Annotated in this window: 17 protein-coding genes, 2 pseudogenes and 1 riboswitch; of the genes and pseudogenes, 14 read left to right on the top strand and 5 right to left on the bottom strand. The window is 36.9% G+C overall.

The genetic code is table 11. The annotated features are described in order from the left end of the window. The first annotated feature begins 41 nt into the window (after nt 1–41). The 3 genes from pfkA (at nt 42) to A2U94_RS14065 (ending at nt 2,458) form a co-directional block, all read left to right on the top strand. Nucleotides 42–1,001 carry a 6-phosphofructokinase gene (pfkA, locus tag A2U94_RS14075; protein WP_025911412.1) on the top strand — a complete coding sequence of 320 codons (960 nt, stop codon included), beginning with the start codon at nt 42–44 and terminating at the stop codon, nt 999–1,001. Nucleotides 1,002–1,315: 314 nt separating this feature from the next. Next, on the top strand, nt 1,316–1,714 hold the full coding sequence (locus A2U94_RS14070; protein ID WP_025911410.1) for a universal stress protein: 399 nt from the start codon (nt 1,316–1,318) through the stop codon (nt 1,712–1,714). 12 nt (nt 1,715–1,726) lie between these two features. Beyond that, nucleotides 1,727–2,458 (top strand): NAD-dependent protein deacylase, encoded by a 732-nt coding sequence (locus A2U94_RS14065; RefSeq protein ID WP_025911409.1) that lies wholly within the window; start codon nt 1,727–1,729, stop codon nt 2,456–2,458. A 29-nt stretch (nt 2,459–2,487) separates the two neighbouring features. Here the strand turns inward: A2U94_RS14065 and A2U94_RS14060 are convergent, their stop codons facing one another. Beyond that, on the bottom strand, nt 2,488–2,730 hold the full coding sequence (locus tag A2U94_RS14060; protein WP_025911407.1) for a hypothetical protein: 243 nt from the start codon (nt 2,728–2,730) through the stop codon (nt 2,488–2,490). Nucleotides 2,731–2,969: 239 nt separating this feature from the next. Beyond that, nucleotides 2,970–3,070, top strand: a riboswitch (SAM riboswitch). A gap of 80 nt (nt 3,071–3,150) precedes the next feature. On the opposite strand from A2U94_RS14060, the gene A2U94_RS14055 reads away from it, so the two are divergent. The 3 genes from A2U94_RS14055 to safA all read left to right on the top strand — a co-directional run bounded on the left by A2U94_RS14055 (nt 3,151) and on the right by safA (nt 7,503). Then, nucleotides 3,151–4,278: a 5-methyltetrahydropteroyltriglutamate--homocysteine S-methyltransferase gene (locus tag A2U94_RS14055; RefSeq protein ID WP_025911406.1), complete on the top strand. Its 1,128-nt coding sequence runs from the start codon at nt 3,151–3,153 to the stop codon at nt 4,276–4,278. 833 nt (nt 4,279–5,111) lie between these two features. Continuing rightward, on the top strand, nt 5,112–6,473 hold the full coding sequence (locus A2U94_RS14045) for a hemolysin family protein (protein WP_082823072.1): 1,362 nt from the start codon (nt 5,112–5,114) through the stop codon (nt 6,471–6,473). 403 nt (nt 6,474–6,876) lie between these two features. After that, nucleotides 6,877–7,503, top strand: a complete 627-nt coding sequence (gene safA, locus A2U94_RS14035) for a SafA/ExsA family spore coat assembly protein (protein ID WP_175384209.1) — start codon at nt 6,877–6,879, stop codon at nt 7,501–7,503. Between the two features lie 45 nt (nt 7,504–7,548). Here the strand turns inward: safA and A2U94_RS14030 are convergent, their stop codons facing one another. The 3 genes from A2U94_RS14030 to A2U94_RS14020 form a co-directional block, all read right to left on the bottom strand. Continuing rightward, the gene (locus tag A2U94_RS14030) at nt 7,549–8,655 is read right to left on the bottom strand and encodes a mechanosensitive ion channel family protein (RefSeq protein ID WP_025911397.1); all 1,107 of its coding nucleotides are present in this window, start codon (nt 8,653–8,655) and stop codon (nt 7,549–7,551) included. 169 nt (nt 8,656–8,824) lie between these two features. Beyond that, a complete protein-coding gene (locus A2U94_RS14025) occupies nt 8,825–9,544 on the bottom strand; it encodes a DUF421 domain-containing protein (protein WP_025911396.1) in 720 nt (239 codons plus the stop codon). A gap of 96 nt (nt 9,545–9,640) precedes the next feature. Continuing rightward, nucleotides 9,641–10,261 carry a LysE family translocator gene (locus A2U94_RS14020; protein ID WP_025911394.1) on the bottom strand — a complete coding sequence of 207 codons (621 nt, stop codon included), beginning with the start codon at nt 10,259–10,261 and terminating at the stop codon, nt 9,641–9,643. A gap of 217 nt (nt 10,262–10,478) precedes the next feature. On the opposite strand from A2U94_RS14020, the gene A2U94_RS14015 reads away from it, so the two are divergent. Further along, complete coding sequence (locus A2U94_RS14015; protein ID WP_025911393.1) at nt 10,479–11,330, top strand: VOC family protein; 852 nt, start codon at nt 10,479–10,481, stop codon at nt 11,328–11,330. Between the two features lie 29 nt (nt 11,331–11,359). On the opposite strand, the pseudogene A2U94_RS14010 reads toward A2U94_RS14015, so the two are convergent. Next, nucleotides 11,360–11,820, bottom strand: a pseudogene (locus A2U94_RS14010) (TSUP family transporter). Between the two features lie 159 nt (nt 11,821–11,979). On the opposite strand from A2U94_RS14010, the gene A2U94_RS14005 reads away from it, so the two are divergent. From A2U94_RS14005 to A2U94_RS13975, 7 genes and pseudogenes are all read left to right on the top strand, one after another. After that, the gene (locus A2U94_RS14005; RefSeq protein ID WP_025911392.1) at nt 11,980–12,945 is read left to right on the top strand and encodes an NAD(P)H-dependent flavin oxidoreductase; all 966 of its coding nucleotides are present in this window, start codon (nt 11,980–11,982) and stop codon (nt 12,943–12,945) included. Between the two features lie 118 nt (nt 12,946–13,063). Continuing rightward, nucleotides 13,064–14,350 carry an ATP-binding protein gene (locus A2U94_RS14000; protein WP_062954645.1) on the top strand — a complete coding sequence of 429 codons (1,287 nt, stop codon included), beginning with the start codon at nt 13,064–13,066 and terminating at the stop codon, nt 14,348–14,350. Nucleotides 14,351–14,437: 87 nt separating this feature from the next. Continuing rightward, nucleotides 14,438–15,454 (top strand): LacI family DNA-binding transcriptional regulator, encoded by a 1,017-nt coding sequence (locus A2U94_RS13995; RefSeq protein WP_025911389.1) that lies wholly within the window; start codon nt 14,438–14,440, stop codon nt 15,452–15,454. A gap of 89 nt (nt 15,455–15,543) precedes the next feature. Continuing rightward, nucleotides 15,544–17,661, top strand: a complete 2,118-nt coding sequence (locus A2U94_RS13990) for an amylo-alpha-1,6-glucosidase (RefSeq protein WP_062954644.1) — start codon at nt 15,544–15,546, stop codon at nt 17,659–17,661. 61 nt (nt 17,662–17,722) lie between these two features. Next, on the top strand, nt 17,723–18,964 hold the full coding sequence (locus A2U94_RS13985) for an ABC transporter substrate-binding protein (protein WP_025911387.1): 1,242 nt from the start codon (nt 17,723–17,725) through the stop codon (nt 18,962–18,964). Nucleotides 18,965–19,057: 93 nt separating this feature from the next. Beyond that, nucleotides 19,058–19,900: a carbohydrate ABC transporter permease gene (locus A2U94_RS13980; RefSeq protein WP_231882766.1), complete on the top strand. Its 843-nt coding sequence runs from the start codon at nt 19,058–19,060 to the stop codon at nt 19,898–19,900. 673 nt (nt 19,901–20,573) lie between these two features. Next, nucleotides 20,574–20,874 (top strand): annotated as a pseudogene (locus tag A2U94_RS13975) (group II intron reverse transcriptase/maturase); the annotation flags it as partial.

Genomic DNA, 20,874 nt, shown 5'->3' with positions numbered 1-20,874 from the left:
TACAGTGTCAATTGATTTGACTTTTGATGAGGTGAAAAGTAATGAAAAGAATAGGTGTATTAACAAGCGGCGGTGATTCTCCAGGAATGAATCCTGCGGTTCGTGCTGTTGTGCGTAAAGCGATTCATGAAGGAATGGAAGTTTACGGTATTTATCAAGGATATCAAGGGTTAATTGAAGGGAATATTCGAAAGCTTGAAGTTGGTGATGTTGGTGATATCATTCAACGCGGTGGAACAATGTTATATTCTGCAAGATGTCCAGAGTTTAAAACAGAAGAGGGACGCCGTAAAGGTATTGAAAACCTAAAGAAGCATGGTATTGAAGGTTTGGTTGTAATCGGTGGAGATGGATCTTACATGGGAGCTGTTAAGCTAACTGAGCTTGGTTTTCCATGTGTAGGTATTCCAGGAACAATCGATAATGACATTCCAGGAACAGACTTTACTCTAGGTTTCGATACAGCTTTACATACTGTTATCGATGCAATTGATAAAATTCGCGATACGGCTACTTCACATGAACGTTCTTTTATTATTGAAGTAATGGGACGTAATGCTGGAGATATTGCTCTATGGTCAGGGCTAGCTGGAGGAGCTGAAACAATCTTAATTCCTGAAGCGAAAGATGAGTTCCAAGAGATGGTAGATCGTTTAAAGAAAGGCCAAGAGCGTGGTAAGAAACATAGTATTATCGTTGTTGCTGAAGGTGTAGCTACAGGAAACGAAGTAGCAAAACAGCTTGAAGAAGCTGCTGGAATTGAAACTCGCGTTACGGTTCTAGGGCACATTCAGCGCGGTGGATCACCAACAGCACAAGATCGCGTGTTAGGAAGTCGTTTTGGTGGCCGCGCCGTTGAGTTATTAATGGAAGGTAAAGGCGGGCGTGCAATCGGTATCCGTAAAAATGAAATTGTTGATTATAATATTATGGAAATCCTAGGTGAACCTCATCATATTGATGAGCGTATGTATCAACTATCAAAAGAATTATCAATCTAAACGATATAAAGGCGAGACTTCTTATAGAGGAGTTTCGTCTTTTTTTAGTTTCAAACCAGTACCTTCACAATGCTTACACTTTTTTGTGTAGAATATGCCAGGAATAATCATTACTTTCCCAAGCCCTTTGCAAAAGGTACATATCAGCTCAAACCCCATAATGCCATCATTCCTTTTATTTAGTATAGCATTTCTGTTTATTAGTATAACACAAAAGCGTAAATATTTTTAGAAAATTTAATTTTTATATCGCTTTCTTCAATGGAATAAAAAATAGTAGAGCTGTTATAATTGATAGAAAAGGAGTGAAGGACATGTTTAAGCGAATTTTATTAGCTTCAGATGGGTCTGAACACGCTGCTAGAGCAGCTGAAAAAGCGGTTGCTTTAGCAAGATTAACTGATCGAAGCTTTGTTCAAGTGATATATGCAGTAGAAGGAGATAGTAGGTTAAACACGCTTGGAAAAGATGAAGCAAGAGAAAAGCGTATCCAAACAACACAAGAAGTTTTAGAGAAATCTGATATAGAGTATGAAATTACGTTTATTCATGGAGATGCTGCTAAAACAATTATTCAATTTGCTAACAACAATCGCTTTGATGTTGTAGTAGTTGGAAGCCGAGGCTTAAATCCAGTAAAAGAAATGTTTTTGGGGAGCGTGAGCCATAAAATTGCTCAACATGTGAAGATACCCGTATTGATTGTAAAGTAGGAGAGAGCGCCAATGAATATGCAAGTTGAAGAGTTAAAGAAACGAATTGGAGAGGCAAGTCGGATCTGTGTCTTTACGGGAGCGGGAATAAGTACAGAGTCGGGCATACCTGATTTTCGCTCGCAAAACGGATTGTATCGAAAAAACCTAGAATTTTCAGATGTGATTTCTACTTCTTTTTATCAGAACAATCCGGTACTTTTTTGGGAGCTATTTAAAGAGATTTTTCGTGTGAAGCTGCTTGATGAATATGAACCTAACTCAGGTCATTACTTTATAGCAGAATTAGAAGAAGAAAAGACCGTGCATGTGATTACACAAAATATTGACGGCTTGCATCAGAAAGCAGGAAGCACGAATGTATATGAAATTCACGGAACAATTAAGCGAGCACATTGTCAAAAATGTGGAAGTGAGTTTGGGTTAAATTTTCTAACCAAAGTTGAATTACCGAGCTGTACGTCGTGTGAAGAGGCACTAAAGCCCAATGTAGTTTTATTTGGAGATTCAATTCACTGGTTTGAAGAAGCTGTAGAGGCAGCTTTACAAAGTGATTTATTTATTGTCATGGGTTCATCTTTGCAGGTAACACCCATTAATCAAATTCCTTTATTAGTTAGAAAACATGGTCAGGTACCAATGGTCATTATTAATAAAGAGCCAACTTACTATGATTATGTGTTTGATAATCAAATACACCTCCCAATCGGTGAAGTTGTAACGGCTTTAAAGAGTGGGAAGTGAAAAAGCACGCTACGGGCAGCGTGCTTTTTTTAAACTTCAAAATAGATAGCGAAGCAGAACACAGAAATGACCAGAAAAAACGCTGAATGCAACTTGCTTTCTTTAAACGTCAAAACAGCTTCAATAAATAAAAATAAACTTAGCATTAATTGAATGTATGGTAAATAAGCAATATAGTTGGTAGAATCACTGTTCTGAAAAGCGATTATTCCGTATACCACAGCTCCGATTAAAAAGGCATATTTTAATAGTTGTAATCCTTTAACTAACATCTTTGTGAGGTTCCTCCTTATTTAAAACCTAGGTCACATGATTATAACATATATTATATAGATGTAGACAACTAAAGTGACGCGATATGTTTGACCACGGTCTATCTTTCATGAACTCAAAAGGATATGAACCACTTCTGAATACTGAATGAAAAATTTTTTATTTCTGATTTTTCAAATTCCTTGTTGACAGACTAAGAAAGTAGGTGTAATATTTTCCCTAGTTAATTAATTGAATATTCTTATCTCGAGAGGCGGAGGGACTGGCCCTGTGAAGCCTCGGCAACAGACTGTTAAAGTACTGTGCCAATTCCAGTAGCAATTTGCTTGAAGATAGGAGAAGAACCAATAACGACTATTAACCTCTTCTTATCTTTAAGAAGAGGTTTTTTATTTTGAACAGAAAGAGGGAATAGAACCATGACAAAGACATTAGTGAAAGCTCCATTTAAAGCTGATCATGTAGGGAGCTTTTTAAGAACAACTCCTCTCAAAGAAGCAAGAGAAGCCTATACAAATGGTCAGATCAGTAAAACGACTTTAAAATCTGTAGAGGACCAGGAGATTGAAAAGCTTGTCCAAAAACAAATCGAAGTGGGACTTAAATCTATCACTGACGGAGAATTTAGACGTGCATGGTGGCACTTAGATTTCTTATCAGGTCTAGATGGTGTAGAAGAGTTTGAAACGGAGTATATTAGTCAATTTAAAGGTGCCAAAACAAAAAATAAAGCAATCAAGGTAGTTGGTAAAGTAGATTTCAACCATCATTATATGCTGGAACATTTTACATTTTTAAAAGAAGCTGTTGAACAATATGGTGATGGAAGCCAAGTTGCTAAGTTTGCTATTCCAAGTCCCAACATGTTATTCACTCGAATTCAAGAGGATACTTACTACAATGGGGATAGAGAACAGTTTTATCATGACACGGTAGTTGCTTATCAAAAAGCAATTCAAGCTTTTTATGATGCAGGCTGCCGCTACTTACAGTTAGATGATACTTCATGGATTGATTTTGTTTCTGAAGAACGTATAGATGCAGTTGTTGAGAAGCTGGGTATGGATGTAAAAGATATTATTGATACGAGAGTCAACTGCTTAAACGATGCGATTTCTAAAAAGCCGGAGGATATGGTCATTACGATGCACATTTGTCGTGGAAACTTTAGATCTACGTATATTACCAGTGGTGGCTACGATACTATTTCAGACGCAATTTTTGCTAACTTGCATGTAGATGGGCTTTTCCTTGAATATGATGATAATCGTTCAGGAGATTTTGAGCCATTAAAAAGTTTTACACGTAACAACCAAACAGTTGTATTAGGACTAGTAACATCTAAATTTCCTACATTAGAAGATGCAGAGGTCATTAAACAAAGAGTTAAAGAAGCGAGTGCATCTATTCCTCTAGAAAACTTGTCACTGAGTCCACAATGCGGGTTTGCAAGTACGGAAGAAGGAAACGAACTAACAGAAGAAGAGCAATGGAATAAAATTAGTCACGTCATTAAAATTGCTCAAGATATTTGGGGCGCTAACTGAAGAATAAGAGTTGTTTCTTAATTTTACATAAGAATCCAATTAGATCTTTCTTTTCGTTGTAGTAAAATTGGAAAAAGCTGCGTCTATAAATGATGCAGCTTTTTTTGTGTATTGATAGCGTAACTGCAAATTATCTACAGGTAACATAATATTTATTGGGTAAGATAGCGAACTGTCACGCTAAAGAAACGAAAGATTCTTGATAGATGTATTTATCTTGCAGAATGCTTAAGTTTCAGAGTTGACTCGCAATTGCCTTAAAGGTATTGTATACACACCAAATGTCGAATAGTTTATTTCTTCATATAATAAAAATAATCAGTGATAAGTATTTTAAGGAACTCATACTGTAATAATAAGTGAAAATTCTGTCATTATTGAAATGTAAAAGCTGAATATGTGAAAGGAATGTTCTTATTGGGAATCAGGAGTAGACTAGGGTTGTTTTTGTTAGGCATTTGTTTAAACGCAATTGCATTCGTTAGTCTTATCATGGAATTGAGTTTAGTTCCCATTCACGCAAGAAACGCAGGTGATTACCTAACAGTATTTTTAAGTGAGATGCATATTTTTCTCTTTTTGATAGGCGTGATATGTGTTATTGTAAGCTTTTATATGCCTGTGAACAGTAAAAAATAGAAGTGTCTTTTATAAAAGGTGTAAAGTATTTATACTTAAGATTCGTGTTAGAACACTGGCTAAAAGGTTTGACGACACAGTTTTTTACATTTAAAATAAAAAGAAATAACTATTTAGCAATAAAAAATGTTTTAAACTTTTAATCACTTAGGAGGTGACTCCTTACTCGTACTATTACGAGCTAAGGAACTTGATTGGACATATTTAACTTGATTTTATTAGCGGTACTGATTGCATTAACTGCCTTTTTCGTTGCTACAGAATTTGCAATTATTCGAATTCGTAGCTCTAGAATCGATCAATTAGTGGTGGAAGGGAGCAAAAATGCAAAAGCTGCGAAGCAAGTTATTACCAACCTAGATGAATATTTATCCGCTTGCCAGCTGGGAATTACAATTACAGCATTAGGCCTTGGGTGGTTAGGTGAGCCTACTGTAGCTCATATGCTTGAACCACTTTTTGAGCAACTTGGTATTGAAGGAGGGGTATCTACCATCATTTCAGTTGCTATCGCGTTTGCTGTCGTTACGTTTCTACATGTGGTAGTTGGAGAGCTAGCTCCTAAAACGTTTGCTATTCAAAAAGCTGAAGCGGTGACTCTATTATTTGTAAAGCCGCTAATATTCTTTTATAAAATCATGTATCCTTTCATCTGGGTACTTAATGGCTCAGCTCGCTTGCTAACAGGTTTATTTGGACTAAAATTAGCATCAGAGCATGAATTAGCACATAGTCAAGAAGAGCTTCGCATCTTATTATCAGAAAGCTATAAAAGCGGTGAAATTAATCAATCAGAATTTAAATATGTCAGTAAAATCTTTGACTTTGATGACCGAGTGGCAAAAGAGATTATGGTACCACGAACAGAAGTGGTCTCAATTGATCAAGAAGATACGATTGAATATATTTTAGATATGGCAAAAGAAGAGCGATTCACTCGCTATCCTATTATTGATGGCGATAAAGACCATATTGTTGGTTTGCTAAACATGAAGGAAATCTTAACTGAGATTGTTATGAAAGATGTGCAGTCAATTCATTTAAAAGATTATATTCGTCCAATTATTCAAGTGGTTGAAACGGTCTCTATTCACGATCTACTGCTAAAAATGCAGCGTGAACGCATTCAAATGGCGATTTTAGTTGATGAATATGGTGGTACAGCTGGTATTGTAACAATTGAAGATATTTTAGAAGAAATCGTTGGTGAAATTCGTGATGAATTTGATACGGATGAAAAGCCTCTCATTCAAAAGGTGAAAGATTATCATTACATTGTGGATGGTAAAGTGCTTGTAAGTCAAATTAATGAGCTGCTTGGCATTCAAATTGATGATACAGAAATCGATACGATCGGTGGCTGGGTATTAACAGAAAAATATGATGTAAAGCAACAGGATATTATTGCGTTTGAACAGTATGATTTTAAAGTGAAGGCAATGGAAAATCATCATATTCAATACGTGGAAGTCATCAAGCGACGTCAGGTAACCGAAGTTGTTTCAGAACCAATGCCAATCCCTGAAGTCGATCCTTCACAGGCGCTATCTTCATAAAGAGGCTGGGACATAAGTAATTCAGCCAATGATAAACCTGACCGATTGAGAGTTCATAACTTTTAATCGGTCAGGTTTTTTGGTTGATTGTGAAAACAATGTTGGAGACAGGGTGGAATGGAGCGTAGGACACTCGACTCCTGCGGGAAAGAGAGGGAAAACTGAGATCCCGCAGCGCAGCGAGGAAGCTCAGGTTCCTCCCCGCGGAAAGAGAGTGGCCGTAGCGCAATGGAACGAACGTGTTCAGACAAACCAAAAAGATTGGAACAGCTATTGTTCGTCTCTTAGAAGCAATCATTTTGTTATGTCCCAAACTCTTTTGGTATAAACTATTCTCTAAAATTAGTAGTATAGGTGATTATTACCGCTATTAATCTGTCAAAAAATTTGCTTTAATATGATTATGAAAACTTTATTAAAATTCTCATCAATTACAATGTTGTCTGTCACTCTTGTTTTTGGATTAAATCATACTGCTCAAGCATCTACAGTACATACTGTTCAATCAGGAGATACTATGTGGAAAATTGCAGTGAAATACCAGGTAGGTGTTCAAGAAATTATTGATGCAAACCCAAGTATTTCGAACCACAATGTAATCTATCCTGGTCAAAAAATCAATGTGCCAAGCGTAAATACTACGGCTCAATCATTTGAAGAGCAGGTTGTAAAACTTGTGAACGAAGAGCGCGCAAAAGTAGGGGTAAAACCGTTGAAATCTAATTGGGAAGTAGCGCGAGTAGCTCGCTATAAATCTCAAGATATGATTGATAAAAACTACTTTAGCCATACTTCTCCTACATACGGAAGTCCTTTTACTATGCTGAAAAACTTTGGTATTTCCTATAAAACAGCAGGTGAAAACATTGCTGCTGGACAAGCGACACCAGAAGCCGTTGTGAAGTCATGGATGAACAGCGAAGGGCACAGAAAAAATATTTTATCCAGTAGCTTTACAGAAATTGGAGTAGGTTATGTTAAAGGCGGAAGCTACGGACATTATTGGACACAAATGTTTATCTCAAAATAAAATAGAAAGGAGAAAAGGTTGCTAATTTATTTAGCAACCCTTTTTTTATCCGCGAGACCTTTCTAATATATTTGTATCTTGTTTAATGATATCTTCAGATTGTTGCACTACAAGAGCACGAGTTGGAAAAGCAAAGTCAACTCCTTCTTCTTGTAAAATGTCCATAATTTTAAAGTTTATTTTTTCTTTTACCTCTAAATAGTCAGCATAAGCCGTTGTGTTAGAAAAGAAGTATAGCAGAACATCAAGGCTCGATTCGTTAAAGGTTTCAAAATTAACAATAATCGTTTCCTTATGAATATCTTCATCTTCCATCAGCATTTGCTTAATCCGCTCAACTGAGGTTTCCAGCTTTTCTTTAGGTGTATTATAATTCAATCCTAAATGAAATGATATTTGACGTTTCCCCATTTTAGCCCAGTTTACAATAGGCTCATTTGATAGGGTTGCATTGGGAACTGTTACAAGCGCTTGAGCAAACGTTCGCACCTTTGTGCTTCGAAATGTAATATCTTCAACCACGCCTTCAACGCTTGGTGTTTTAATCCAATCTCCAATTGTAAAAGGCTTTTCTGTAATAATAACAACTCCGCCAAAAAGGTTGCTAACCGTATCTTTAGCTGCAAGGGCAAATGCTAGCCCTCCGAGTCCTAAGCCGGCTACGAATCCATTAACGTTGAAGCCCCATTCTTCACCAATAATGGAAGCAGATAAAACGACAACGATAATGCGAATAAATTTCTCAACAAATGGAATAACAATACGGTCTACTTGAACATCAAAATTTTTGGAGAAAGTTGAGAAAAAGAGAGCCGTTGAATCCGCTAGGTTGTAAAGTCCCCACCCTGCGAGAATAATAAAAGCAGAACGTATAATCTGGCTTTCACGCTCAGCCGTTAAAAGTTCAAACGGTAGATAAGGGAGCGCAAGCTGAATACCAATGATTACAAAAATCCACCTCATTGGCTTTTCAAATGCTTCTAAAATACTTGTGATAAGGTCAATTTTTTTATTCTTAACAAACCCGATAATAAATTTAAATAAATAAGTTGTAAACAGTTTACGCAGCACAAGGAAAATTAAAAAAATCCCAACTGCTAAACCAATATTTTTCCAACCATCAACAGATGATAGTGAGTCAACAAAGTCCATATAAACCTCCTAATACGCAAACAATCTTGTATCTACTAAAATAGCATAACTTCACGGTTAAAGCTATAAAAGTCCATGCTGTACATTTATTCAGAAATATTTTTAAATAAAGCTTATCATGAAGGACTTTACTATGTACTTATTTTAGTAAATAAAATAAGCAAATCTTTTAATGATGTAGCGGCGGGGCCGGATTTATTGGTGAATATAGTGATACATGTAGTTTACCCTCATCAGTCAGTGAAGCAAAGAAAATATCAGAGAGATTTTCAATATCTCGTGTTTTTAACTCGCTTAATAACCATTCTTTTGTCTGGTTGCAGTAAGTTAATACTTCCTCGTATATCTTTCCTTCAATAATTAAGGGATAAGCAAGATCTAATTGGTTATTTGCAATTTGCAAATCATCACGCGTCAAAAATTCTTTGGACGCTTTTTTTTGAACGGTTAATTGCCCGTTGGATTCAATAACAGCGATTTTAACAACACTGATATCAAAGACGTTACTTTGGCGAAGCATATATAAAATATTATCAATTGAGTATCGAATGCGCTTAAGATTCTCAATTAAAAATGCACCATCTTTAATGACAACAATTGGTTCAAATGTAATCTTTTTTCCAAATGAGCGCGAGTGAATCTTAAAGTAAGCAATAATTTTCTGGAAAATGGCAATCATAACAATTGCAATCGCTGTATGGATATGTTCAACTTTTGGGTCAGCAATATCTGCTCCTACAACAGCGCCAAGAGACATTAAAATAAGAAAGTCAAAGATGGGAAGCTCGCCGATTGAGCGTCTGCCCATAAACAGCGTCATAATAAGCAAGAGAGGTAAAATAGTAACAATTCTAGTCAATAGAATGAGGGAATCTTTTAATAAATCCATTGTAAAACTCCTTACTTTCTTAGGCTTTTCACTTAGTATGTATAAAAAAAGAGTTAATATGAATGAAAAAAGAAGCTCTGTATAAACAGGCTTCCATTAGTGATCTGTAAATAATAATTTCAAACCTAAAATGCCAAATACTGTACCTTGTATATACTTTAGTGATAACTGCACGTGACGGTTGTTTTTTGCACGCTTTCCAAGGTAAGAAGCGAAAAGTACTACAAGAGAAAAGACAACTAACGTTTCTAAAATGAAAATCATGCCGAAAGAGAACATCTGTAGGCCTACATAACCTAATGATGGGTTCACAAACTGAGGTAGAAATGTAATGAAGAATATAGCTACCTTTGGATTAGACAGATTGGTAAAAAAACCTTTTTTGAAAAATTGCGCTGTATTCATCTGAGTGGAAGTTAAAGATAAAGGCTCAGTTTTAGAACGAAATGACTGAATAGCTAAAAATAAAAGATAAAGCACGCCAACAATTTTTAAAATATTAAATGCTAATACGGACTGCTGAAAAATAATAGATAGCCCTCCAGCTGCCAAGAGCGTATGAATGAAAGTACCGGTAATGGAACCTAGTACTGTTTTCATTCCTGCTTTAACACCTGAGGTTAAGCTTTGAGTCAAAACAAATAGCATGTCTTGACCGGGAATTAATACAATTGTTAATGAAACAACTATGTAAGATAAAATCCAAGATAATGTCATGGTCACCCCTCCTGACATTGATTAAATCATGTCTTTATGACGATTCTCAAGAGTCTGTGCTAATGAAGTAATAAAGTAGTTTATTACTAAAGTAAAGGAATAAAACGACTTGACGAATTTGTCTGATATAAATATAATTTACTTACATAAAGTAAGTTAATTATATAAAATAAATATTTGGGATTCCATTTTATATGAAAAAGAAGGAGAGAAAGAAATGTCATTTCATCAAAAGCCTCATACATTCGTTAGTCAGGTTGCGCTTCGTGTAAATAATATTTTAAAATCGCTGCGTTTCTATGAAGAAGTGCTAGGTTTTCAAGTTCTAACAAAATCCAGTATGAAAGCCGTATTAACAGCAGACGGAAAAACACCTCTCGTTACATTAGAGCAGCTTTCTAGTCCAGAACCAAAGCAGGAACGTAAAACCGGTCTTTATCATTTTGCCTTATTATTACCATCACGTGCAGCCTTAGGTGAGATTATTCGTCATTTAGTTAAAACAGGGTATCCAGTGCAGGGGGCTTCGGATCACTTAGTTAGTGAAGCGATATACTTAGCTGATCCTGATGGGAACGGAATTGAAATATATCGAGATCGATCTGATGCTAATTGGGAGTGGAATGATGATGAAGTTAAAATGGCTACGCTTCCCCTTGATGCTCAAGCTGTTTTAGCAGAAGCAACAAATGAAAAGTGGGAAGGGTTACCGGCTCATACAGTATTGGGGCATATTCATTTGCACGTCGCTGACTTAGAAGAAACGAGAGCGTTTTATGAGAAGTTAGGGTTTGATGTCGTTAGCAGTTTCCCTAACCAAGCATTGTTTATGTCTACAGGACGATATCATCACCATATTGGAGTGAATATTTGGAACGGAAGAGGCGCGAATGCACCGTCTGAAAAAAGTCCTGGAATGAAGTATTTTACAATTGAGTTTCCAGATGAAGAAAAGCGAGAGGTAGTGGTGGATCGTTTGAAAGACATAGGCGCAGTAATTAGTAAAGAAGATCAAGCTATCTTTACAAAAGATCCTTCACAAAATCAAATAAAGCTAGTTGTTCAATAAACTAAAAAAGCGCATGGGAATGCGCTTTTTTATATAATAAGCAAAAAGCCTGAAAAAATAGGTAAAGCAACAAGAGATGTTTTTAACACGGGTGTTGGTACGCGTTTTGTAAACTTGGCACCGATATATGAACCTACCATTGTTCCTACAACTACCTCAAATAATAATTGAATATCTAAGAAGCCCTGTTGATAATAACCTGATCCTCTGGTATAAAGCTTGAAAAGTGCGAGCCGAGCCATGCTCCCAAAGCCCCTACAATCCCAACAATAATGCCTGATTTAAGTGAAACGTTTCCTTCACGATAGTGGCTGATAGCAATTGAAAGAGAAGAGAAAATCATTGCTGCTAGAGCAGTGGCTAAAGCGATATGAACGGGAACATTAAAAAATAATGTTAAAAGAGAGATAATAAATTCAGAACCTCCTGCTCCTACAAAGCCTAGAATAAGCCCAACAGCTAGCATTGTTAAAATAATTGAAATATGCATTTGAAGTATGCCTTCTTTTCATGCTGATTTCCACTTTTATTCTAACATATATTTAGCTTCACGAAAGACATAGAAGAAAGGAGGGAGAATATAGTAGAGGTACTAGGAACTTTTTGGCATAATGAAAGATAGGTTTGGTGTGAAAGGGGAGAACAATTAATGAAAACACGTGTTACGGAGTTACTAGGAATTCGCTATCCAATCGTTCAAGGCGGCCTTGCTTATCTAGCTTATAGTGAGCTAGCCGCAGCTGTATCAAACGCAGGTGGACTTGGACAAATTACGGCTATGACTTTAAAGACAAAAGAAAACCTTACCCGTGAAATTCATAAGGTTAAGGCGCTTACTTCTTTTCCTTTTGGTGTTAACTTTGCTGTTGGAGGGCAAACCGGCACTTCTTATGAAGAACTTTTAGAAGTAGCAATTACTGAACAAGTACCGGTTGTTTCTATTACAGGAGCGAATCCAGCGCCAATTATTGAAAAGTTAAAGGGCACTAGTATTAAAACGTTGGTGCTTGTCTCTAACGTAAGGCAAGCACAAAAAGCAGAAGAGCTAGGTGCAGATGCGGTTATGGCTGTTGGTCAAGAAGCTGGTGGGCATATTGGAAGAGATGATTTAGGAACGATGGTACTGATTCCTAGAGTAGCTCAAGCAGTGTCCATTCCTGTATTAGCCAGTGGGGGAATAGGAAACGGCCAAGGTCTTTTAGCAGCATTTGCTCTCGGAGCAGAGGGAATTGAAATGGGAACAAGATTTATTGCTACAAAGGAATGTGTACACGCAGGCGAACGTTACAAACAAGCAATTGTTGAAGGGACCGAAAGAGACACGATTGTTATCAAGCGTTCTTTGGGTGCACCCGGGCGCGTATTAAAGTCAGATTACACGCTTTCTATTGTAGAACGTGAGTATATGGGAGATCGGTACGAAGAATTACAAGACTTAATTAGTGGAAAAGCTAACTGCCGTTATATATACGAAAACAATGAAAAAGAAGGATTCGGCTGGGCCGGACAAGTTATTGGCTTAATTTCAACTATTCCAACTGTACAAGAACTTTTTAATCAAATGATAGAAGAATATGAAACCGCTCGCCATAGAGTGAATCAAATATCGCAATAATTCAACCAAATTTGTAACAAATTGTGAAAAAGCTATTTAAAAAAAGGTGAGAATGCAGTATTCTAACAAGTAGATAAGCAGAGCTAGTTGAAGAATATGTTGAAAGACCGGTGAATGAATGAGCTTTTTCACAAAAGATTTGTTAATTAACTTTTTATTTATATTATTACCATTATTTTTAGTTCAAATGTACTATTTATTAAAGTATGCAAAACAAATAGATTGGTTGAAAAATTGGACGATAGCAATATTTCCAATCCTTTCTATCTTGTTATGCATTCTTTTTCCTGTTGATGCCGTTATTGTCCCTGATAGATATAATATTGACCTTCGACGTATCCCATATATCTTAGGAACACTGTATGGGGGAGCGGGATTTGGAACCTTTCTTTTGGTATTGATTTTAACCATACGTTTTTTAATAGGCGGAGTAGGATTTTACGTTACGTTAATATCTTTACCAATTTTAAGTATCCCATTATTCATAATTGCGAAGAAATATTTAGCCATGTCTTTGCAACAAAGAATCATAGCAAGTACATTAATAAGTCTCGTAGGTGCACTTTTGGCTATGGGAGTCTCGATTTTTGTTTTTGATATTGTGCTGCCAACTTTTTTGTGGATTGAATTTGTTTGCTTAGATGTAATTGGTACGCTAGTTATTACGGTTCTATGGGAAGCTATTCGAACCAATCTATCAATTCTTAAACGATTGGTGAAAGCTGAAAAACTAGAAGTCGTCAGTCACCTAGCTGCAAGTATTTCACATGAAGTGCGCAATCCATTAACTGCTAGTCGAGGTTTTATGCAAATGCTAGGGGAAGATGAACAAAATCCCATAAAAAAGCGGTATTTATCAATTGCAATTGATGAACTTGATCGTGCGAAGGATATTATTGATGATTACTTACTCTTTGCAAATTCAGCCCCTGAGCGACCGGAACAAGTAGATGTAGGAGTAGAAATTCAACATGTTTTACAAATTATGAAACCACTTGCAAATATGAACGGTGTCGTTTTACTTCCTCCCTCTCTTTTGCATGGGCAAGCTAAGGTGTGTGGAGAACGAAAGAAGCTTCAGCAGTGTTTTATTAACTTAGTCAAAAATAGTATTGAAGCAATGCCTAATGGAGGGAAGCTCGAAGTAAAGCTGAAAAAAAGCGGAGAAACAGTTACGGTAGAGATTCATGATACGGGGTGTGGAATGACGAGTGAGCAGATTAGCCGGTTAGGCGAACCTTATTTTACAACCAAGGAAAAAGGAACAGGCTTAGGAACAATGGTTTCTTTCCGCATTATTCACTATATGCAGGGGAAGGTTCACGTGAAGAGTGAAAAAGGAAAAGGAACATGCTTTTCAATTGAGCTACCACTTTGTACAAAAACAGCACCTAAAATAGATTAATTTAGGTGTTTTTTTGTCTTGAAAAATCATTTTGAAAGCGTTACAATGTTCTCATAAGTTATCCAAAACGTTTTGGAGGAAGTGTAATTGACAACTATAAAAGATATTGCGAAAGTTGCAGGCGTCTCTATTACGACGGTATCTCGTGCATTAAATGGGCATTCCGATGTGAATGAAAAGACTAGGCAAAAGATTATAAATGTAGCTAAGAAGCTGAATTATAGCCCAAACACTTTAGCTCGTGGTTTGGTCATGCAAAAGTCGAAGACAATCGGTCTACTTGTTTCAGGAATTAGTCGAGAAAGTGTCAAAGATAATTTTACGTTTGAAGTTTTATGTGGAGTAAATGAAAGAGCCTCTCTTTTAGGCTATGATTTAATTTTATTTAATACCAATACAACAAAACAACGCGAAAAAACGTATACGCAGCTTTGCAAAGAAAGAAGAGTGGATGGGGCAATCATTCAAGGAATTAAAAAGGATGATCCGTATCTAACGGAAGTGCTTGAAAGCAACATTCCCTGTGTCCTTGTCGATATCCCGATTCGTTCCAATTTAGTTGGTTATGTGACAACAGATAACAAGCTAGGGGCTAAGAAAGCAGTTGAACATTTAGTGCAATTAGGACATGTGCACATCGGAATGGTAAACGGAAGTGAGGATGCGTTTGTGAGTCAAGAAAGGCTTAGAGGGTATCTAGACACGTTGGAAGAGCATGGTATTGATATACGTGAAAATTGGGTTGTAAACGGGGAGTTTGAAGAAGCCGTTGCAGAACAACAAGCGTATGAGCTATTAAAAAATAACGAAGAAATCACATCTCTTTTTTGTGCAAGTGATTTGATGGCATTAGGTGCATTAAAGGCTTGTAAGCGTTTAGGGCGAAGTGTACCTGATCAGATTTCTATCGTGGGCTACGATAATATTGTGCTTGCTGCTTACTCATCACCTCAACTTACAACAGTAGGGCAAGAAGTGTATCAGATAGGATATGAAGCCGCAGATTTATTGATTGAGATATTAGAGAATCGTTCTACAAATATGGAGCGATATTTAGAAACAGAACTTATTATTAGAGAAACGACAGCTAAAAGCCACGAATAAGTGGTTTTTAATACAAGGAAAATCCGAAACGTTTCGGATTTTCCTTGTGAAGTAAATCCAAAACGTTTTGGTAAATAGGAGGAGTAGTAATGGATTATCGTGTAATTAAAGAAAATGATTTATTTCTGTTAACAGATCAAATGGGAAATATCACCAAAAACCATCAGTACGGTTTAGGTTTGTATACGAAGGACACTCGCTTTTTGAGTGGACTTAACATAAAGATAAATGGTGAGGATCCAATTCTATTAGCTTCAGATGCTGATGAAAATTATATGGCAACTATTCGATTAACCAATCCCCATATAAAAAATGAAGAAAACCTTATCTTATGGCGTGAATCAATTGAAATTTTACGTGAACGCTTTATTTATGACGGGGTTTTATATGAAACAATTAAGCTCAAAAACTACTTTCCAAAGCGTGTAGATTTTACGATTAAAGTTCATATGGATGTTGATTTTAATGATATGTTTATTGTTCGAGGTTTCCAAACGGGTCATGTAGGTAAGAGAAGTGGACAAATCATTAGTGAGCAAAGCTTAGTGTTTAAGTATGTGGGGGCAGATGACATTTATCGTGCTACAAACATTGCTTGGAATCGTCCATCAACTTCAGTAACGGAAAAAGGGCAAGTTGAATTTCATTTCTCATTAGATCACGAAGAGGTAGAAGAAGTTGTGTTCACTATTCAACCACAGATTGGACAGGAGGAACCTAAAGCTAAACTTCCAGTTGAGATAGCACTCTCTCAGCTAAAAGATTCATATACAAAGTGGGAAGAACAATCTACGAAAGTACAAACAGATCATGAATCACTTCAAAGGTTGATAAATCGAGGAATGAACGACCTGCGTGTACTATTAACTAACGTAGGATATGGAGAGTTCCCTGTGGCAGGATTGCCGTGGTTTGGCGTTCCATTCGGTCGAGACAGTTTAATTGCTGCTTTACAAATGCTTCCGTTCAATTCAAGCATTGCAAAGGGTACGCTATTAACTATGGCAGCATACCAAGGCGAAACTTTAAATTCATGGAGAGATGAACAGCCAGGAAAAATCATGCATGAAATTCGATATGGAGAGTTGGCTAATACGAATCAAATCCCATTTACGCCTTATTACGGAACGATTGATGCTACTCCTTTATTTCTTATTTTATTAACAGAATATGTAAAATGGACAGGAGATTTGAAGCTTGTATATAGGCTTGAAAACAATATTGAGAAAGCGCTAATGTGGATTGATGAATATGGAGATCGAGACGGGGATTTATTTTTAGAATATCACCAAGAATCTAGTAAGGGAATTGCCAATCAAGGTTGGAAAGACTCTGCGGATTCAGTCGTGCACAGAGATGGTGAATATGCGAAAACACCAATTGCTTTAGCAGAAGTACAGGGCTATGCATATCAGGCAAAAGTTGAAGTTGCAAACCTCTATGAGCAAATTGGAAAGAAGGAGAAAGCAGAAAAATTACGTAAGGAAGCAGTTCGGTTAAAAGAAAAATTCGAGCAAGAATTTTGGATGGATGACGTTTTATTTTACGCTATTGCATTAGATGAGCATAAGAAAAAAGTAGGAACAATCACCTCTAATCCAGGGCATATTCTATTTGCAGATATGTTAAATCCAGAAAAAGTAGAACATGTAGCAAACATGCTATTATCCGATAAAATGTTTTCTGGGTATGGTATCCGTACAATGGGTAAGGGAGAGGCAGGATATAATCCAATGAGCTATCATGATGGAAGTATATGGCCTCACGATAACAGTATGATTTTGCTGGGGCTTAGCAAAGTCGGAAAACAGCGTGAAGCAAATAAAGTCATTGAAGGATTAATTGATGCATCAGCACATTTTGAATATGATCGCTTGCCGGAACTATTTTGTGGTTATTCCAAAACAGATGGAAAACCGGTAAAATATCCTGTCGCTTGCTCTCCTCAAGCATGGGCAGCAGGGACGCCGTTAACGTTTATTCAGACAATGCTGCAATTGTTTCCAAACAGTATGAAGAAGCAGATTGTTATTAATCCTGCTTTACTAGACAGCATGAATAACTTAACAGTTGAGCATATTCAAATTGGTCAAGGAATGCTTTCGGTACAAGTAGTTAAAGAAAAGGGTGAACAAGTGTTAAAAGTCTTGGAAAACTCGACGGGTTATAAGGTTGTAACAAGTTGTCGCACGGTGAATTGTTCATAATCGTTTTAGGGTCGAGTGGAGAAGTCTACTCGACTCAGAAATGACGGAGGAGGAATGATTGATGAACTATAAAAAGTGGTTAATGACGTTCAGCATACTTTTTGTTGTAGCAATTACCGCTTTAGTAGGGTGTTCAAATGAACTCAAAAGCAGTGTTAAGAAAACCGAAGTGGTGTTAGCTGGCTGGGGAGGAAATCCTGAAGAAATGCGATTGTTGAAGCAAACAATCGCTGAATTTGAAAAGAAGCATCCAGAAATCTCTGTAAAACATGAAGTCATTACTGATCAATACATGGATATTTTAAAAACACGTTTAATTGGAGGCAATGGACCGGATGTTTTTTATTTAGATGCGTTGGAAGCGCCTGGCTTAATTGAAACGGGAATTGTTGAAAACTTAAACCCTTACGTGACGGAGAAATTTGATGTTGAGGACTTTGAAACCCCAATGTTGAAAGCGTTTCAAAAAGATGGTAAGACGTATGGGTTTCCAAAGGATTATTCAACTTTAGCACTTTTTTATAATGAAAAACTTTTTAAAAAAGGAGGAGTAGAAGTTCCAACAACCTGGGATGAACTCATTGAAGTGTCAAAGGTGTTCGAAAAACAAGGTATCAAAGGTCTAGGCGTATCACCTGAGTTAGCAAGGCTTTTCTATATTGCTGAATCAAATGGTGGCGATGTTGTAAAAGATAACAAAGCTAATTTTGCAAGCAAGGAAGTAATAGATGCTTTACAACCTATTGTTGATCAGTATCAAAAGGATAAAACATCTGTTCAGCCATCTGATGTTGGAGCTAATTCAGGTACTGATATGTTTGCTCAAGAAAAAGTGGCGATGGTAATAGAGGGAAATTGGATGATACCATTCCTTGATCAATCGTTTCCCCATTTAGAGTATGGTACTGCTGAAGTACCAACAGTTAACAAAAAACGAGGAACTATGGCTTTTGCAGTGGGATACGTGATGAATGCAGAATCCAAACAAAAAGAGGCATCATGGAAACTCATTGAATATTTAACAGGAAAGAAAGGGATGGAAATTTGGACAAGCAAAGGTTTTGCTTTACCAACAAGAAAGTCTGTTGCAGATAGACTGGGGTATATAAATGATGAAAAAAGAAAAGCACTTGTTGCTGGAGCTTCCTATGCAACTGTGTGGCAGGATGGTCCACACCTCCCTATCATCATGAACAATTTTAATAACCAATTTTTAAGTGCGTTTCTTGGACAAAGTGATTTAAAAGAAGCGCTACAAAAAGCAGAAGAGCAGGCAAACAAAGAAATTAGCATCTACGAATAAAGCAAGCTCAACAATGGAGTGGATAAAATGAAAAAAGCTAAAAGGCAAAAACAACAGTATAAGCTACGTGATATTGGTCAAGGCTACGGATTTATGTCACCAACGCTTTTTGTATTATTGTTATTTGTAATTACTCCCATCTTCTATGCTATCTTTCTATCGTTAAATAAAGTCCAGCTACTAGGTGGTACTGAATTTAGCTTTCGAGGGCTAGAAAACTATATGAAGGTGTTAGAGGACGACAAAGCACATATTGCGCTTTGGAACACGCTGAAATATGTAATTGTTGTTGTGCCTGCACAAACTATTTTAGCTTTGGTATTAGCAGCTACGTTAAATGCAGGACTAAAAGCAGAGAAATTTTTTAGAATCATTTATTTTCTACCAACGCTTACGTCATCTGCTGTTTTAACGTTGATTTTCATGTGGATGTATAATCAAAACGGATTAGTTAACCAATTTTTAGCTATATTAGGACTTCCTACATACAATTGGTTAGGAGACCCTCAAGTAGCACTTGTTGCAATCATGATTATGAATATTTGGGCAACGGCGCCGTTTTATATGGTCATCTACTTAGCTGCGTTACAAGATATACCAGACTCTTTATACGAAGCAGCACAGCTGGATGGAGCCAATGCTTTTCAACGATTTTGGCATATTACCGTCCCGAATTTACGGCCAATCACATCATTTGTAGTCATTATGGGTCTCATTGGAACATTCCAATTGTTTGATCAATCATTTATCTTCTCGGGAGGATCTGGAGGTCCAAATAACTCAACGCTTACCGCTGTTCTGTTAATTTATCAATATGCATTTAAAAATTTAGGAACGATGGGTTATGCAGCTGCTTTAGCATTTTTATTGGCGTTTGTCATTTTAATTGCGACATTAATTCAGCGTAAATTTTCAAAAGAAGAAAGCATGTATTAAGGAGGGGAAGATATGAAAAAGACCCAAAATGCCTGGAAAGTTATTGCTTATATTGTTTTAACAGTATACGCGCTTGTTACGTTGATACCGTGCGCCCGTAATGGGTGATAAGAGAATATGGTGATTGCAAGCCATTAGGTCTTCCCTAGATGACCTAGCATCACTTGACTAACCTTGGATGGAAACTGAAAGGGGACAATAGCATGTCAAGAAAGCCGCGAGTTGACTAAGCATCAAGTCAAGACTGAACGGCAAGGTGTGAAGTATGGATAAGGATGAAAGCTAAACTGCTTTAACGATAGCACAAGGAAGGCTACCGTAACTCATTTCGGAAAGATGCTTATATACGAAATGTGGTAAATGATATAGCGATAGTGGTGTCGTCGCTATATATAGGGACATTTATCATCCTCCATTATAGATGGAAACGTGTGAAAGTCGCATCCGAAACCATACGAGCAAGTCTCTTATCTCCTAAACGGGGATTACCTAAGTTAGGGTGCCAGAAGGCTATTGAGGATGACTTCAAGGTTCTGCCAAGAAGTGTGGCTCATGAATACCTAATAAGGTAACGGAGCCTTCGTAGTAGTCTGAGCTAGGGAAAGCCTAGTACATGGCGAAGGAAGGCAGTCTGTCTGCTTAAAAATGAACTTGGGGAGGTGCGAAAGGCATCATGCAAAGTCCAACAGTAGTATTAAGCAACCTGCAAAAACAGAGTCAAAAGCCAAATTACAAATTTAGAAGACTTTACAGAAATCTATACAATCCGGAATTTTATCTCACAGCATATGACAATCTCAGCAAAAATGATGGTGCTCTTACAATGGGTGTTGATAAACGTACTATTGATGGTTTCTCAATAGAAGATATTGAAAAACTTATACCCACTCTTAAAGATCGAAGTTATCAACCATTCCCTTCAAAAAGGGTGTATATCCCTAAGAAAAACGGCAAAAAGAGACCGTTAGGTCTAC

The organism is Bacillus sp. VT 712 (assembly GCF_001614195.1).
Lineage (GTDB): Bacteria > Bacillota > Bacilli > Bacillales > Bacillaceae_H > Priestia > Priestia flexa.
The sequence above is the reverse complement of the archived record's forward strand: the minus strand, read 5'-3'. Positions and strand labels throughout refer to the sequence as shown.